Source organism: Ruegeria sp. CDSA241 (assembly GCF_059611265.1).
The window spans coordinates 109724-126166 of record NZ_JBXWPF010000011.1 but is presented as its reverse complement, the minus strand read 5'-3'; the positions used below and the strand labels follow the sequence as shown (position 1 = coordinate 126166).

The window sequence follows — 16443 nt, the reverse complement described above, 5'->3', positions numbered from 1 at the left end:
GGTTTGATGCCTAAAAGGGCCGCCTTTCCCTTCGAAGCCGAAACAACTTGATCCCGGTGGCACTATCTGCCGGCGTTTGATCCAAAAGACTCGACTCTGTAAAAGCGGAAGCATAAAAAGAACAAATCAAGAACATATTGGTATCTGGCATGTTCGATGGAATGCAGCGTCGCGTCGTTTCATTGTGGTTTCCTCGGTTGGCAAGCGACCGGGTTCTGCGTCGACGCCTGGTGAATGGGCCCTTTGTCCTGACGCTCAAACAACAGAATGCCAATCGTATTTATTGTCTGAACGCTCAGGCTGCGGAACAGGGGCTGCATCAGGGCATGTCCTATGCGGATGCGCGCGCCTTTTGCCCCGCTTTGCAAAGCTGCACAGCCGATCCTCAGGCCGATATGCGTTTCCTGCACATCCTGCGTCGCTGGGCAACGCGCTATTGCCCCTGGGTGGGGATGGAAGGCGAGGATGGGCTGGTGCTTGACGTCACCGGGTCAGCCCATCTCTTTGGCGGCGAAGAGGCGATGTTGGCTGATATGCGCGGACGGTTTGCGCGCGCAGGGCTCTGGGTGCAGATCGGGTTGGGGGATACGCGCGGTGCGGCTTGGGCGCTTGCCCGTTATAACGAGGGGGTCGCAGCCTCTGGCAATATGCTGACGGCCCTAAAGTCGCTGCCGGTGGCGGCCTTGCGTCTGGATGAGAAGACCTCGGTCGCCTTACAGCGCATGGGCCTGCGCAAAATTGGTACATTGGCGGCAGCACCGCGCGCACCGCTGACACGGCGTTTTGGTCCCGGTCTGCTGCTCAGGCTGGATCAGGCTCTGGGCGCGCAACCCGAAGCAATCACGCCGCTGTCCGATCCCCCCCATTACGCGGTGCGCATGACCCTGCCGGACTCCATCGGATTACTGTCGGACGTGATGGCTGGTACCGAACGGCTGTTGGCCCAGCTCTGCACCAAGCTGAAGGCGCAAGAGATGGGCGCCCGGAAACTTTGCATGACATTGCGTCGGGTGGACCAGGACTGCCAGCAGGTTGAACTGCGTCTGGCCCGACCTCTGCGCGATCCTCAGCGTATCCTGTCTTTGTTCGAACGCGGTTTGGGGGAAATAGATGCTGGCTTTGGCATTGATCAAATGCGGTTGGAGGCCACCGGGGTTGAAGCGCTGCCAGTACAACAAATCAGCCATGTGTCGGACCACAGCAAGAGCCGGCTGGATGACCTGATCACCCGGCTGGGCACCCGGGTCGGGCTTGAAAACATACAGCGTTTCCTACCTGCGGACAGCCATATTCCCGAGCGCAGTTTCATCATCGCGGCCGCCGCCTATTCCAACCCCTCCAGCGGCTGGAGCATCCTGAACCCACGCCCGCTCTACCTGTTTCCACCCGAACCAATTGCGGCAACCGGCCCGCATCCGCCCGCGCGGTTCCGCTGGAGACGTATGTCCCTGACAACCGGCCATGCCACGGGCCCCGAACGCATCGCGCCCGAGTGGTGGCATCAGGATGAAAGCTGGAGCTCTGGCCTGCGGGATTACTGGCGAGTGGAAACCACGCAGGGGCGCAGGCTCTGGCTGTTTTACACGCCTCAGAATCCGGGCTGGTTTGTACAGGGAGAGTTCGCATGATCGCCGCAAACCGCCCGATAGACGCCCTGCATCGCCACATGCCAAAACCCCACGCGCAGGGGCTGGGTTATGCCGAACTCTGTGTCACCACGAATTTCACCTTTCTGACCGGGGCCTCCCACCCCGAAGAGCTTGTCCTGCGCGCCGCCGAGCTGGGATTGTCGGCAATAGCTATCACGGATCACAATTCGTTGGCAGGGGTTGTGCGCGCATGGTCGGCACTGCGAGAGCTTAAACGACAGACCAAACAGCCCCTTCAAATCAGATCTGAATATCGGGTTGATTCCTCCTCCCGGCAAGAGGTTGGCCACAGGCAGGCGCTTGCGAAACCGGACTGCACTGTTCTGCCTAAACTGATTACCGGCTGCCGGCTGCTGCTGCGCGACAGTGCGGTAGATTGGGTGGCGTTGCCCTGTGATCTGGCAGCCTACAAACGCTTGGCCCGCCTGCTGACTCTGGGCAAACGGCGTACAGATAAGGGCGATTGCGAGCTCTATACGCAAGACATGCTGACGGCCTGCAAGGGCATGATCCTGATCGCCCTGCCCCAGACCACCCTGTCAGAGGCCGCATCAGATATTCAGACCGTGCGACGGCGCTTTCCCAATCATGTTTTTCTGGGCGCTGTTCCGCGCTATGACGGCAGCGATCAGGCCTACCTGGCCGAATGCGCCCAACTGGCGCAGAAAAGCTGCGCCCCCATGGTGGCGGTCGGGGATGTGCTGATGCACCGCGCCCACCGCAAGCAACTGGCCGATATCCTGACCTGCATGCGTGAAAACATCACGATTGATCAGATCGGCACCCGCGCATTGCCCAATGCCGAACGCCGCCTCAAATCCGGCCAGGATCTGGTCCGGCTGTTCCGCCATCACCCCAGCGCCTTGCGGCGCACGATGGAGATTGCCGACAGGTGCAGCTTTGATCTGGCGGAGCTTTCGTATGAATACCCCGATGAGATTGCAAGCGGGGAACATCCGCAAACGCGTCTGGAACGTCTGGCACACGAAGGGTTGCAGCGCCGGTACCCCGAAGGGCCGCCCGACACGGTGGTCGGGCTGATGCGCAAGGAACTGGCGGTGGTCGCGGATCTGCAGTTTCCCGCTTATTTCCTGACTGTACATGACATCGTACAATATGCCCGGTCGCAGGGCATTCTGTGTCAGGGGCGCGGGTCCGCGGCCAATTCGGTGCTCTGTTACCTCTTGGGCATCACGGATGTCAGCCCCGACCAGATCGCCATGGTCTTTGAACGGTTCGTATCCAGATACCGGGGCGAGCCGCCGGATATTGATGTCGATTTCGAGCATGAGCGGCGTGAAGAGGTGATCCAGTGGATTTACGAGAAATATGGCCGCGAACGTGCTGGTCTTTGCGCAACTGTCATCCATTTCCGCACCCGTGCAGCCATTCGCGAGGTGGGCAAGGTCATGGGGCTGTCGCAGGATGTAACCGCTGGGCTGTCGAGCCAGATCTGGGGCATGAGCAATGGCGGCGTTGATCTGGACCGTATTCGCGAGCTGGGGCTGGACCTCAGCGACCGGCGCCTCATGCAAACCATTCATCTGATTGGCAAAATCATCGGCTTTCCCCGCCATCTGTCCCAGCATGTTGGTGGTTTTGTGATCACCAAAGGACGCCTGGACGAGCTTTGCCCGATTGAAAATGCCGCAATGGAAAACCGCACCGTCATCTGCTGGGACAAAGATGATATTGATGCTCTGAACATCCTGAAAGTCGATGTGCTGGGGCTTGGTATGCTCAGTTGTCTGCGCAAATCCTTTGGCCTGCTGCAACAGCATGAAGGCCAGACCCTGAGCATCGCCAAGGTGCCTCAGGACGACACCGCCACATATGACATGCTCTGCCGGGCGGATGCGATCGGCGTCTTTCAGGTCGAAAGTCGGGCACAGATGAATTTCCTGCCCCGGATGCGCCCCCGCGAGCTTTATGACCTGATAATCGAAGTTGCTATTGTGCGCCCTGGCCCCATTCAAGGGGATATGGTGAAGCCCTATATCCGGCGACGCAATGGGCTGGAAAACCCCGAACCCTTTGGCCCGAAACTGGAACAGGTGACAGCGCGCACATTGGGCGTCCCCCTGTTTCAGGAACAGGCCATGCAGATTGCCGTGGTCGGGGCCGGATTCACGGCGGAAGAGGCCGACCATCTGCGCCGCTCATTGGCTACGTTCCGGCGAATGGGCACAATCGGCACATTCCGGGATAAATTCATCAATGGGATGCTGGGCAACGGCTATGACATCAAAGTGGCCGAGCAGTGTTTTTCCCAGATCGAAGGCTTTGCCGATTACGGGTTCCCGGAAAGCCATGCGGCGGCCTTTGCCATGCTTGCCTATGTCTCGGCCTGGCTGAAACGCCATCACCCGGCGATCTTTGCCTGCGCGCTTTTGAACTCTCAACCCATGGGGTTTTACGCGCCCGCTCAGATCGTGCGCGACGCCCGCGAGCATGGGGTCGAAATCCGCCCCATCTGCGTCAATCATTCCGAGTGGGACAATATACTGGAACGCCGCCCCGATGGCGCGCTGGCGCTGCGGCTGGGATTCCGCCAGATCAAGGGGTTCAGGGAAGAAGACGCCGGCTGGATTGAGGCCGCCCGCGGCAATGGCTATCAGGATCCAGAGGCGCTGTGGCTGCGTGCGGGGCTGCGGCCTGATGTACTGACGCGCTTGGCCGAGGCAGACGCTTTTTCCGATATGGGGCTAACCCGGCGCGATGCACTCTGGCAGGTCAAAGCCATTCAAAGCCCCAAACCTCTGCCCTTGTTCAATGATCCGATTGACGGGGAAACGGTTCACGAACCCCCGGTCAACCTGCCCGCCATGCAGCTGGGCGAAGAGGTGGTCGAGGATTATGTTGCCACCCGCCTGACCCTGCGGGCCCACCCGATGGAACTGCTGCGCCCCTCTCTGCCAGGGCTGACCACACATGTCGCCTTGCTTGAGGTGCCCCTGGGGCGGCACAGCGTTTGTGGTCTGGTTATCACCCGTCAGCGGCCGGGCACGGCGTCGGGTATAATTTTCCTGACGCTAGAGGATGAAACCGGGGTCAGCAATGTGGTGGTCTGGCCCAAGGTTTATGAGCGTTTCCGCCGGGCCGTGATGGGCGGGCGCCTGCTGCGGATCACAGGGTATCTGCAGCGTGAAGGGATTATCGTGCACCTGATCGCCCAGTACGTTCAGGACATGTCACATAAGCTTTCCGAATTGGGGCACCCGCAACCAGAGGTCCTAAGCACCGAAGGGTCCCGCACTGATGATACACCGAAGAAATCCCGCTATCCTGCCAGGGCAATGCACCCACGGGATCAGGCAAAGCGGCTGTTTCCAAGCCGGGATTTTCATTGAGCCGCACTGCTGGATATCTCTGGCCGGGTTCGCACTGTCGGATTGCCGCAACTCAAAACAATATTGAGGCAAACTCACCCCTACCCCGTTCACAGGGCAAGACACCCTGTGCTAGGTTAAGCACGTATAATTGTTTATGAATTGGTGAGTTTCCGATGGCGCGAAAATGTCTGGCAATCCTGATTACGTCGGCGGGTCGCCGTGTTGGCCTGCTGCAATGCTTCAGGGCGGCTGCGGAACGTCTGGATGTTGACCTGACCATCATCGCCTGCGACCTGAACCCAGATGAAAGCGCGGCTTGCGCGCTTGCCGATCACGCCGCCGCCGTGCCGCGATGTAACAGCCCCGACTATGCAACCTCGATCCTCGAGATTGTGCGCCAACACGGGGTCAGCCTGGTGATCCCCACAATCGACCCGGAACTGATGCCCCTGGCACAGGCCGCGCCCGCCTTTGCCAATCTGGGCGCGCGAGTCCATGTCTCGCCGGTGAACGTGATCGAGGTTGTCCGGGACAAGCGCCTGACAATCCAGAAACTGTCCGAAGCCGGGGTTCCAGTTCCGCGCACATTGGATCATCAGGAATTGCTAGAGCGGCCACAGGACATCAGTTGGCCCATCTTTGCAAAGCCAAGTGGCGGCAGTGCAAGCCGGGGGCTGGATGTATTCGAAACCCTCGCTGATGTCCCCTCTGAATTCCCCGAACCGATGATCTTTCAGGACAAGCTGAACGGACCGGAATACACAATCAACATGTTTGTAGATGCCTCGGGTCAGCTCTGCACTGTGATCCCGCATCTGCGCATTCAAATTCGCGCCGGTGAGGTTGAAAAGGGTGAAACCAGGCGACGCAATGATCTGCAAACCATCGCCGAAGGCATTGCACAGGCCCTGCCCGATCTGCGCGGTGTCGCCTGTTTTCAGATCATCGACGACCCAGAACATGGCCCCGCAGTGCTTGAGATCAATGCGCGTTTCGGGGGTGGCTACCCTCTGGCCGATCATGCGGGCGCACAGTTCGCACAGTGGCTTTTGGAAGAGGTCGCCGAATTACCTTCAACCGCTCATAACAACTGGCGCGATGGTGTGAAAATGATGCGATATGACAGTGCGGTGTATCAGGGCTGATGCTGGTATTTGATCTGGACGATACCCTGTATCTGGAGCGAGATTTTGCCTTTAGCGGCTATAACTGGCTGAACGGTTGGGTCCACGAAAAAACCGGCGCTGAAGGGTTCGGACAACAGTGTCAGGCCGCGTACAATGCGGGGGAAAGACGACGCATATTCAATGTGGCTTGCGCGCAGACCGGCCTTGATGCGACCGATGCTTTCATACAGGACCTGATCACCAAATACCGATCACACCCGCCCAGTATTTCGCTATGTAAGGATGCCGAGCGGTTTTTGACAAACGCAGATCAGCCAATGGGGTTGATCACCGACGGGCCCGAAAAGATGCAGCGCAACAAGATCGCCGCGCTGGATCTGGACCGCTTTATTGCGCATATCCGCCCGACCGGCGCCTGGCCGGATGGCTACGGGAAACCGCATCCCCGCGCCTATGAAGAGATGGAATTGGCCGCGCAAAACCCGCGCAGAATGGTCTATGTAGCGGACAATCCGGCCAAGGACTTTATCACCCCGAATGCCCGAGGCTGGCGGACGGTTCAAATCCTCCGACCCGGGGCTGTGCATGATCCGATTCCACCCAGTTCTAAGCATGCCGCATATGCCACGGTCACCAGCTTAGGCCAGCTTACAGAAGTTCTGTCAGACCTTTAGCCGTGCCGGCTTTGGCAGCAACTCCGATTTGCACATTGGCAATCAAAGAATCCCAGTCCGACAGAACGTGCTGCGGTTCCAGCCATTCCCTGTTATGGCGTGCATTCTGACGCATTTTATGCAGTAAGGCATCATCCTTTGACAGGCTGACAATCGCCTTGGTCAGACCGGCAACATCCTCGGCCGGAACAAGCAATCCGTTTCCCCTGTCGCGGATCAATTCCCGTGGACCATAGGCGCAATCGAACGATATGACCGGCAGACCTGTGACCGTGGCTTCGGCAACCACGTTCGGAAACCCTTCAAAGCGGGAGGGGAATACCAGAATATCCGCGTCTTGCATCCAGTCTCCGGGTTTTGGGCTGGCGCCGGGCAATGACACGATATCCGACAAATTCGCCGCCGATATCTGCTGTTCCAAGGCGCCGCGCTCGGGGCCCTCGCCAAAGATCGTCAACCGGATGTCTGGGTTGTTGCGCAGCACTTCGGGCATTGCCCGCAGCAGCATATCGAACCCCTTTTGACGATCCAAACGCCCGACAGCCACAAGCCGGGTCTGTCCGGACCCGATGTGAATCCCCCCCAGCGGAGCACATGGATTGGGGATTACACTGGCCTTTGGGATCAGGTCCGCAGGCAAATCCAAACGCGCACGTTCGGTCTGCATGACAATTCCGGACGCCCCCCGCGCAAGCCTGTTCACCGCTTTCAGCCACATGGGATTTCCGCTTTGGACCAGTGGATTGTTCCGCTCGGAAATTACAACCGGCACCCCGGTTCCACGCGCGGCCAACATGGTCAGCACATTCACCTTGGTCAGAAACGAGATGATCAGATCGGGACGCACAGCCCGGATGATCTTGCGAATATGCAAGTAGCGCCGTGCCTGCGTCAGTCGCCGCGAAATCTTTAGCGGCTGAATCATGTGCAAATGCGCGCACTCAGGATAGGCGAAATAGGAACCAGAATCCTCTGTCGCCATCCCGGCGACGTGAACCTCATCCCCGGCCGAGATCCGATGCGCGGCGATCATTGCGGCGATCTTTTCCGCACCGCCTGCTCCGAACCCAGCTTGCACCAATAACAGTTTCATTTTTCACTCAGCGGCGCTTTTTACACGATCAGCTTGCTGTACCAGATCCAGAGTTTCTGGACGGTTCAACTCTTGTTCGACAATGGGCCGGTTCAGGTCTTTGGACTGAAGGAAAATCCGCCCAATATATTCGCCCATTATTCCCAGGAACATCGCATTCAAGGTCATCGACAGCAGCAACAGGATGGTGGTCGTGGCAAAACCGCCCGGCCAGTTCTGGCCAAAGAACAGCTTGCCGATCACATATCCGATCATCAGCAAAAACGTCCCTGTGCCAACCGTCAGACTGATCATCGAGGCAAGGCGCAAGGGCAGAAGCGAGTGGTTGATCAACCCGTCGACAGCAAGCGACAGCATGGCCCGAAACGGAAATTTCGACTCGCCAGCGGTGCGCGCATTGCGATCATATTCAAAGCCGATCTGGCGGAAACCCATCCCACTGATTAACCCGCGAACATAAGGAGAGCGATCATCGACCCGGCGCAGCTCGTCCAGAATACGCCGGTCAGTCAGCCGAAACTCGCCCGCATTTCTCGGCAAATCATCATTGCTGATCATGTCGATCAACGCATAAAAGCCGCGCCGCGCGGCAGCGACGATGGGGCCGTCCGGCAGGCTACGGCGAATGCCGTAAACCACGTGATATCCCTGCCGCCAGGTATCCAGCATCTGCGGGATCAGCTCGGGCGGGTCCTGCATGTCGCAATCCAGTTGGATCGAACAGGCCCCGTTTGCGGATCGATAGGCCGTCAGAACTGATGACTGATATCCCATATTGCGGGCAAACCGGATAACCCGGACACGGGGATCAGCAGCAGCAATATCCGACAGGATTTCAAATGTACGATCCGTGGAATGGTTGTCAGTGAAAATGATCTCGGGCTCATAAGAGGGCAGATCGTCAAACACCTTGGTCACACGTTCATAGGCCGTGCGAACGTTATCTTCTTCGTTCAAAGCGGGGATCAGGATTGAAACCAAAGTCACGCGTTCATCTCCGCTTGTTGTGACTGTTTTGTCCATTGAACCGTCCTTTCAAGGCCTTCACGCAAAGCGATTTTTGCCGACCAGCCATAACGTTCCGCCATCTGTGAAGGATCCGAAACCAACAATACCGGGTCATCCTTCGGCGGCGCAGAGGAAACCATATCCGAAGCTGCTCCGGTCAACACCTGCAACTCTCCTGCGACTGCGGCCATATCCGGAGCATCGCCAGTGACAACATTAATGACCGACCCCGCCTTGTCCGGCGCGTCAGCAATCAAAAGCAGCGCTTCGACTATGTCGTCAATATGTATCAGATCACGCCGATCATGTGGACGATGAAGGAAAACCGGGGCTTTCCGCAACAGGCGGCCAATGGCATGGGGTATGAAGAAATCTTCTGACTGTCCGGGACCATAGGTCAGCGCCAACCGAGCCGTAACAGCCTTGAACGGCAGCCGGGGCTGAGCCATTTCAATATAGTGCGTTCCGGCCACCAGAGACGCGCCATAGGAATTTCGCGGGTTCTCTCGCGAAGTTTCGACATAGGGCAGCTTGATATCACCATATTCCGCAATGGATCCGGTGCGCACAAACGCATTGGGCGGCTGATCACAGATGGCCAAAGCCGACAGGATCGCAACCAGCGTCGAGAGATTTTGCAAAATACTGGCATTCAGATCTGCCAGGTCATCAGTCTCGGCAAATTTTGTCTGCGCGGCGGTATGCAGAACTACCTCGGGTCGGAACGCATTCGCGACGCGTTTGATCGCGGCAACATCCGAATACCCATCGGTGAAAAAGCGGATTCCCGAAACACCTTGCAAACGGTCCAGAGAGGAACCCGGCCGCGTAAGCACAGCGACCTCATCGCCCCGGGCCAAACAGGCCCGAGCCAGATGAGAGCCGATGAATCCGCTGGCTCCGGTGATTAGTACGCGCGTCATTGTTTTCCCTTCAGGGAATAACTACTGGCATTGGCAAAGGCACGATGAACTTGCCGCCAGCGGCTTCGAAATCAGCCATCTGCTCGCGGATTTCGTCAAAGAAGTTCCAGGCCAAAACCAACAGGTAATCAGGTTTGCGTTCCATGACCGCTTCGGGGGCCAATACAGGAATAAGCTTGCCCGGCGAATACAGGCCCTGTTTCAACGTGTTCCGGTCAACCAAAAAATCCAGAGTTTCCGTGCCGATATCAAAGTAGTTCAACAGCGTGTTACCCTTAGCGGGCGCGCCGTAGCCAGCGATCGTTTTACCCGATGCCTTGAGGTCGGCCAGCATGGAAACAAGGCTGTCCTGCATCACGTGAACACGCTCGGCAAATGCTTCGTATGCCTCTTTGTTGGTCATACCCGCGGCATCTTCGTCAGCCAGCATATCAGCAACAATCGGCGCCGGGGTTTTGTTCAGCGCGGCGGGTTGCATGAACACGCGCATCGAACCGCCATGAACCGGCAGTTTTGTGACATCCACTACATCGAGCCCAACGGACTGGCCCAGTTTGACGACGGACAGAAGGCTCAGTTCAGAGACATGTTCGTGATAAACATTGTCGAACTCGTTGGTCTCGAGGATCATCTTGCCCCAAGGCACTTCGATGATGAAGACGCCGTCATCTGTCAACAGGTCCAGAACACCTTCGGTAAAGCCGTGCAGATCGTCTATATGGTTGAAGGTATTGGTCGTCGTGATGACGCTGGCCGGCCCTTCGGTTTCACGAATCTGCTGCGCGGTGGCGCGGTTGAAAAAGTCCACATGGACCCGAACGCCCCGTTCGCCGGCAATCTTGGCAAGGTTGGCCGCCGGGTCGATGCCCAATGTGCGCCCGCCCTGATCATTGGCATGGGACAGCATCAGACCGTCATTACAACCGATATCAATGATCAGCCCACCTTGCGCACGCTCTACCGCGACCGAGGCGAGTTCGGCGAAATGTGTATGCATTGTTGCCGCACCGGACGGGACATAAAGATAGTCCGTAAAGAAATCAGCAGGCACCTGATCTGCAACCTGGATCAAGCCACAATCCAGACAGGCCTGAGTATTCAGCGGGAAAGCCGGTTGCGGAACATCCTTTTGCTCGGGCCGTGCGAACATATTGGCGGGCGGGTGATCGCCCATCGGCAGCACAAGCATAAGGTTGGTAGACCGGCAGGTCCGGCAGGTCGTGCGAACAGACGTATTGATGCTTTGATCGTTCATCAGACCAGTGCTCCTTGGAATTTCAATGCAAATTCTTCAAATTTTGCATGCATATAATCGATTTGCGCTTGTATCAGACCATGGTGACAAGCCAGCAGGATACCCCCGCGCATAACCGCATCGGAATTGGGATAGCCCGCAGGATCTGCTCGGTATTCTACTTGCTTCATGGCAGGCTGACGCAGAATGTTTCCGGTAAAGACGGGCCGAGTTTGAATGTCCGAAGTCTCAAGGAATATCTGCATCTCGCGCCGTGTGAATGGGGCACCTTCGCGCAATGTCAGCGGGAAGGCCAGCCAACCGGTGCGCGAGTTCGGCAGTTGTTCAGGCAGGATGAACCAGTCTTCATAGCGGGCAAAAAAGGCGCGATGAGCAGCGAAGGCCTCTTCGCGCACGCGGATGTTGTTGTCCAGTTTGCTCAGCTGCACCAACCCGAATGCCGCGCTGATTTCCGAAGGTTCAACGTTATAGCCAAGATCCTCGAACAGAAATTTGGCATCATACTCGATCCCGTCCAGTTTGACGTTGAACCGGTTCTCGATGGCCTCGGATTCCACAAACAGCGAGGACGACCGCCCCCAGGACCTCAGCAAAAGCGCCTTGCGGCCAAGCTCTTCGTCATTCACGCACAACATGCCGCCATTCCCGGCGCCATTGATGACGTGGCTGCCGTAAAAGCTGGTGGTAGAGACGTCGGAATAGACGCCCGTGCTTGTACCGTCGATGGTCGCGCCCAGCGTGTCAGCGCTGTCTTCAATCACCTTCAGGCCATGCGCATCGGCCAGCTCGCGGATACGGCGCCAATCTGGCAGGTTTCCGATAAGTGACGGAATCATGACGGCAGATGTATTTGGCGTGATCATGCGTTCGATCGCGTCTACGTCGATATTATAGGTCCCGACCGCGGCATCCACAAATGTCGGGATCAGGCCCTGACGGACAAGCGGAGCAACCGTCGTGGCAAAAGTCAGGGCCGGAGTGATAACTTCGCTGCCCTTTGGCAAGTCCAGAATCTCGACCGCGAGATAGTTCGCCGATGACCCCGAGTTCACCATGATGCCGTGGCGTTTGGAAAACAAAGCAGCCACTTTTTCCTGCATCTCGCGCACTTTGGGGCCCATCTGGGTGGACGTTTTCAGAACTTCGACAACCGCGTCGATCTCTTCCTGGCCATGCACGGTTTGACCGTAATTCACTCGCATTATTCTTTTCTCCTCAATAACCCGCTATTGCGCGGCGACCGGAGCCCGGTCGAAATCCCGTGAAGACATCAGGTCACTGTAGAACCCGATCTGATTGTTTGTGATCCCACCCATCTCCGCACCGGCGGCATGGGCCTTGTACCAGTCTACTGTCAGGCGAACGGCTTCGGGCAATGTCAGTTGCGGACGCCAACCCAATCCCGTTTGCGCCTTAGTGCTGTCCAGTCGAAGAATACCTGCCTCATGCGGCGCAGCAGAGGTCTGTTCCGCCGACGCCATCGAAAACTGCGGGGCCTCTTCGCCCCAGGCATCCTGCATCAAGGTTGCCAACTGCCGGACATCCACCGTCCCCGACACATCAGGGCCAAAATTCCAGGCGCCAGCAAAGCTTTGCCCATCCCGATACATTCGCGCGGCCAAGGCCAGATAGCCCGACAGCGGTTCAAGAACATGCTGCCAGGGGCGCACGCTGAGCGGGTTGCGGATCACCACCGGTTCGCCCGCCTCGGATGCGCGGATCACGTCGGGGATAAGCCGATCTTCGCCCCAGTCGCCCCCTCCGAACACATTCCCGGCCCGGACTGTTGCCAGTTGCGGCCCATCCGCTGATGAAAAGAAGGAATGACCATAAGATTGCGCCACAAGTTCGGTACAGCCTTTCGAGGCGCTATACGGGTCCCTGCCGCCCATCGGATCGTTTTCGCGATAACCCCAGGTCCATTCCTTGTTGTCGTAACACTTGTCACTGGTGACAACGACCACCGCCTTCAGTGAGCGCATCCCCAAAGCGGCATCCAGAACATGGGCCGTTCCAGATACATTGGTCGCAAAGGTTTCGGCAGGATCCCTGTAAGACCGGCGCACCAAGGGTTGGGCGGCCATGTGGAACACGATTTCAGCGTCCACCCCTGACAGTGTATCCAGCACCGCCTGACGATTGCGGATATCCGCAATCCGGCTGTCGGTCAGCCCGTCAACAGAACAGGCATCAAAGAATGAATGCCCCTGTTCGGGAGGCAATGACAAGCCTGTCACCTCTGCCCCCAGACGCCTCAGCCATGCACAAATCCACCCGCCCTTGAATCCGGTATGCCCGGTCACAAGAACACGGCGGCCGGCAAAAACGCCATCAAACTGAGAATTGACCTGCCCGCTCACAGTTCACCTCATATCGCCAGAGCAGGGTAGCTCTTGCCCGAACCTTCGTTGAAATTAAGCCAGGGCGGCGTTTCACCTTCGCACAGACCGTCCAGCGTATTCCTGTCGCGCAGAGTGTCCATCGGATGCCAAAACCCATCGTGGCGATAGGCCATCAGCTCTCCGTCGCGGGCCATCTGGGTCAGCGGGGTCTGTTCCAGCGGCTCATTGTCATCAACCATATAGTCCAAGACGCCCGGCTCGAAGACGAAGAAGCCGCCATTGATCCAGGTTTCGCGATTGCGGACCTTTTCGGTGAAGGCGTCAACCCTGTCGCCCTTGAGCTCGATGTTACCAAACCGCGCCGGGGGCTGAACCGCAGTTACGGTCGCCAGCTTGCCGTGTGATTTGTGGAAATCAATCAGTGCATTGATGTCGATATTTCCTACGCCGTCCGAATAGGTGCACATGAACGGCTCATCAGGAGTCAGCCAATCCTTGAGCCGACGGATACGACCACTGGTCATGGTATGCGCACCGGTGTCTACCACTGACACATTCCACCCGCCCGGAGCAGAAGGGACCAGTTGCAATTCCCCAGTGTCCAGCGATACCGATATATTGTTGGCGATCAGGTGATAATTGGCAAAGAACTGCTTCAGCAGCAATGCTTTGTACCCGGCAGCCACAACAAAATCACGATGCCCGAAATGGCTGTAGATATCCATCACGCGTGCGATGATCGGACGCCCGCCCACTTCAACCATGGGCTTGGGAATGGAAACCGTTTCTTCGGCCAGACGCGAGCCTAGTCCACCAGCCAGAAGTACCGTTTTCATTGTCTATCCTTCCTTTATTCGATCAATAGAATTGATGGTCATGTGAATGGGCCCGCCCAGGAAAAATATAGGCAGGTTGAGTCGCGCAGGCACTGGTCATTGTTCAGCCCCTGCAGCTTTCAAGTATACCACACCTTGGCCGTAGCGGTTGTTCAGACCTGATAATTCGACCGGGCGGTAGTTGTTTGCCCGCGCATAGCTCAACAATGGGGCTTCCAGAACGGAATCGTATCCAAGCAGGAAAGCCGAAGGCGGGTTATCTGCAAACAGAGCCGGTAAGTCTTCGGCGCCTGCCATCACGTATTTGCCGGCAAGTTCCGGGTCCGTGAAGGGTGCAATTCGGTAAGCGAATGGCCCCGTTGCAAATTCTGGATAAACGCTCAGGCCCGCCTCAAGCGGATAGATCGGCAGCAAAGTCGCGACCGGACCATCAGGCAGTGCACTGCCTGCCACCGCATCCCGAAGGACAGCACCGGAACCGGCAAAACGGGCCGAGGTGAACTTCGAAGGTTCTGTCAGCGAGACCAGGCCCATCCCGATACGCGGGAGTCCCAGGATGACCATCAAGACAATACCTGCCGCAAGCACAGGCACTGCCTCGTGCCGCCGTGGCGGGTCAAGCCGACGAAACAGAACCGCGAGCAGTAGAGGCAGACAGACCAGAGGCTGGATATAATATTGCGGAAAACCGGGCGTTGGAACAAAAGCCATTGAGGCAGTCAGGATAATGATCGCCAGAACAACACCACCATGCCGCAGTTGCGAGGGCTGCATTTCGTCGACACGCGCACCACCACGCAGGATAATCCAAAGCACGGACAGAATGGCCATAACCATCACCAGGCCCACTCCGGCCACCCATGCCGAATGGGCCAGCATCAACTTGCCCGACAATCTCAGGGCCAGCCCCGGTTCTGTTGCGGCGTTGGCCTCCCAATAGGCGACATGTGGTCCGGTGTGAAACCCCAAGACATGCGCCAGAAAGACGCCCGGATCAGCGAGCAGGAAGGCAAACAGGGGCAAGGCCCCGCTCAGCCCTCCGATCAGCAGCGGCAGAACCACGGCTTTCAGTCGTCGTGCCATCGAAACATCCGCAGGCAACAAGAATGCGGCAAGAGCAATCGGCGGAATAAACAGTACCGCACTGACCTTCATCCCCGCCGCAATAGACAATGCGACACCCGATAGGACCAGCGTCAAAAATCGCGGCGCGGGCTTTGACGTCTCGATCAAAAACAGGCCAAGCCCGATGACCGCAAATGGCAGTGGCAACAGATTGTTGGTTGCGGCCATACCGGCACCGGTCAGAAACAGCTCGCATGTCACAATGCCGATAATTGAAAAGACAGCGAGAACCGGTGATCCCGACAAGCGCAGCGTTACCCAGCCAGTCGCCGCGATCAATCCAAGCCAGGCCAGAAACAGGCCGATCCGAGCGGACCCCAACAGGCCGAACTCATCGAACAGAATGCCGGACCCAAGGTAATACCACGCCGAATAAGGGACGTGATTGTAGAAGAAGTCCGAATAAAGCTCCCACTCTCCGAGCAAACGCGCCGGAGGGACGAACATCAGCTCATCCCGGCGCAGATCATAGGTCATCAGGCGGCCGAACAAACCGGCAATCAGCAACACAAGCCCCAGACCAGCGGTCACGACCCCAAGCATAGCACCCATGCGCGTACTTGACGGGGTGGCGCCCTTAAAGCTTGATATTCTCGCATCGCTCATCTCAGCCCCTCCGATCCATCGCCTGACCCCGGCCAAGCGCACGCGAAATCATGAGGTAAGACAATATGACAACGGGCCCCAATGCGACCGCCTGTGCCAGATAGGGATCAAGCCCAACCTGCATCAAACCGCGCAAAAGCAGCGCATTCACAAAATACAGCACGACATAAGACATCGCATAAAGCGGGAAACGGCGGTATCCCTGCACGCCAAAGACAAACCGGGCGTGGATACAAAAATTCCAGATCACACCCAAGATAAACTGAAGCAGAAGCGCAAGCTGTGGATGCATGCCCGCAAAAATCAAAAGGGCAAACACGCTATAGCCAAACGCCGTGTTGATCAGGCCGGCCCAGAGAAACCGTACCACCTGCGCACGTTCTTCTGACGGCGCGAAAGCCGAGCGTATATTAAGCCTCGCCATCAAATGTTGGCCCTTTCGGCGGAAATATTAAACACAGAAACCAAATTCG

General features: G+C 57.4%; 13 protein-coding genes. 4 read left to right on the top strand and 9 right to left on the bottom strand.

Going from position 1 to position 16443, the window contains the following annotated elements; genetic code table 11:
• The first annotated feature begins 149 nt into the window (after positions 1-149).
• The 4 genes from AC2FJV_RS11980 to AC2FJV_RS11965 all read left to right on the top strand — a co-directional run bounded on the left by AC2FJV_RS11980 (position 150) and on the right by AC2FJV_RS11965 (position 6782).
• On the top strand, positions 150-1628 hold the full coding sequence (locus AC2FJV_RS11980) for a Y-family DNA polymerase (RefSeq protein WP_496713815.1): 1479 nt from the start codon (positions 150-152) through the stop codon (positions 1626-1628).
• Positions 1625-4999: an error-prone DNA polymerase gene (locus AC2FJV_RS11975; RefSeq protein WP_496713814.1), complete on the top strand. Its 3375-nt coding sequence runs from the start codon at positions 1625-1627 to the stop codon at positions 4997-4999. The genes AC2FJV_RS11980 and AC2FJV_RS11975 overlap by 4 nt, the downstream gene beginning before the upstream one ends.
• A gap of 155 nt (positions 5000-5154) precedes the next feature.
• Complete coding sequence (locus AC2FJV_RS11970) at positions 5155-6126, top strand: ATP-grasp domain-containing protein (protein WP_496693746.1); 972 nt, start codon at positions 5155-5157, stop codon at positions 6124-6126.
• The gene (locus AC2FJV_RS11965) at positions 6126-6782 is read left to right on the top strand and encodes an HAD family hydrolase (RefSeq protein ID WP_496693745.1); all 657 of its coding nucleotides are present in this window, start codon (positions 6126-6128) and stop codon (positions 6780-6782) included. The genes AC2FJV_RS11970 and AC2FJV_RS11965 overlap by 1 nt, the downstream gene beginning before the upstream one ends.
• Here AC2FJV_RS11965 and AC2FJV_RS11960 read toward each other — a convergent pair.
• From AC2FJV_RS11960 to AC2FJV_RS11920, 9 genes are all read right to left on the bottom strand, one after another.
• Positions 6757-7875: a glycosyltransferase family 4 protein gene (locus tag AC2FJV_RS11960; RefSeq protein ID WP_271948817.1), complete on the bottom strand. Its 1119-nt coding sequence runs from the start codon at positions 7873-7875 to the stop codon at positions 6757-6759. The two genes, AC2FJV_RS11965 and AC2FJV_RS11960, sit on opposite strands and share 26 nt — an antisense overlap.
• Positions 7876-7878: 3 nt before the next feature.
• Positions 7879-8898, bottom strand: coding sequence for a glycosyltransferase family 2 protein (locus AC2FJV_RS11955; RefSeq protein WP_185956666.1), 1020 nt, complete (start codon positions 8896-8898; stop codon positions 7879-7881).
• Positions 8859-9806, bottom strand: coding sequence for an NAD-dependent epimerase/dehydratase family protein (locus tag AC2FJV_RS11950; RefSeq protein WP_496713813.1), 948 nt, complete (start codon positions 9804-9806; stop codon positions 8859-8861). Before AC2FJV_RS11950 ends, AC2FJV_RS11955 begins: the two co-directional genes overlap by 40 nt.
• Before the next feature lie 10 nt (positions 9807-9816).
• Complete coding sequence (locus tag AC2FJV_RS11945; RefSeq protein WP_496709020.1) at positions 9817-11061, bottom strand: class I SAM-dependent methyltransferase; 1245 nt, start codon at positions 11059-11061, stop codon at positions 9817-9819.
• On the bottom strand, positions 11061-12263 hold the full coding sequence (locus tag AC2FJV_RS11940) for a DegT/DnrJ/EryC1/StrS family aminotransferase (RefSeq protein ID WP_142636227.1): 1203 nt from the start codon (positions 12261-12263) through the stop codon (positions 11061-11063). Before AC2FJV_RS11940 ends, AC2FJV_RS11945 begins: the two co-directional genes overlap by 1 nt.
• A 24-nt stretch (positions 12264-12287) precedes the next feature.
• On the bottom strand, positions 12288-13421 hold the full coding sequence (rfbG, locus tag AC2FJV_RS11935; RefSeq protein ID WP_281995076.1) for a CDP-glucose 4,6-dehydratase: 1134 nt from the start codon (positions 13419-13421) through the stop codon (positions 12288-12290).
• Positions 13422-13429: 8 nt separating this feature from the next.
• On the bottom strand, positions 13430-14239 hold the full coding sequence (gene rfbF / locus AC2FJV_RS11930; RefSeq protein WP_142636222.1) for a glucose-1-phosphate cytidylyltransferase: 810 nt from the start codon (positions 14237-14239) through the stop codon (positions 13430-13432).
• 96 nt (positions 14240-14335) lie between these two features.
• Complete coding sequence (locus tag AC2FJV_RS11925; RefSeq protein WP_496713812.1) at positions 14336-15970, bottom strand: hypothetical protein; 1635 nt, start codon at positions 15968-15970, stop codon at positions 14336-14338.
• A 1-nt stretch (position 15971) separates the two neighbouring features.
• The gene (locus AC2FJV_RS11920) at positions 15972-16394 is read right to left on the bottom strand and encodes a GtrA family protein (RefSeq protein WP_142636218.1); all 423 of its coding nucleotides are present in this window, start codon (positions 16392-16394) and stop codon (positions 15972-15974) included.
• Positions 16395-16443 lie beyond the last annotated feature (49 nt).

Coding starts and splice junctions, on each gene's coding strand:
- AC2FJV_RS11980 (WP_496713815.1), top strand. CDS start 150: ATGTTCGATGGAATGCAGCGTCGCGTCGTTTCATTGTGGTTTCCTCGG.
- AC2FJV_RS11975 (WP_496713814.1), top strand. CDS start 1,625: ATGATCGCCGCAAACCGCCCGATAGACGCCCTGCATCGCCACATGCCA.
- AC2FJV_RS11970 (WP_496693746.1), top strand. CDS start 5,155: ATGGCGCGAAAATGTCTGGCAATCCTGATTACGTCGGCGGGTCGCCGT.
- AC2FJV_RS11965 (WP_496693745.1), top strand. CDS start 6,126: ATGCTGGTATTTGATCTGGACGATACCCTGTATCTGGAGCGAGATTTT.
- AC2FJV_RS11960 (WP_271948817.1), bottom strand. CDS start 7,875: ATGAAACTGTTATTGGTGCAAGCTGGGTTCGGAGCAGGCGGTGCGGAA.
- AC2FJV_RS11955 (WP_185956666.1), bottom strand. CDS start 8,898: ATGGACAAAACAGTCACAACAAGCGGAGATGAACGCGTGACTTTGGTT.
- AC2FJV_RS11950 (WP_496713813.1), bottom strand. CDS start 9,806: ATGACGCGCGTACTAATCACCGGAGCCAGCGGATTCATCGGCTCTCAT.
- AC2FJV_RS11945 (WP_496709020.1), bottom strand. CDS start 11,061: ATGAACGATCAAAGCATCAATACGTCTGTTCGCACGACCTGCCGGACC.
- AC2FJV_RS11940 (WP_142636227.1), bottom strand. CDS start 12,263: ATGCGAGTGAATTACGGTCAAACCGTGCATGGCCAGGAAGAGATCGAC.
- rfbF (WP_142636222.1), bottom strand. CDS start 14,239: ATGAAAACGGTACTTCTGGCTGGTGGACTAGGCTCGCGTCTGGCCGAA.
- AC2FJV_RS11925 (WP_496713812.1), bottom strand. CDS start 15,970: ATGAGCGATGCGAGAATATCAAGCTTTAAGGGCGCCACCCCGTCAAGT.
- AC2FJV_RS11920 (WP_142636218.1), bottom strand. CDS start 16,394: ATGGCGAGGCTTAATATACGCTCGGCTTTCGCGCCGTCAGAAGAACGT.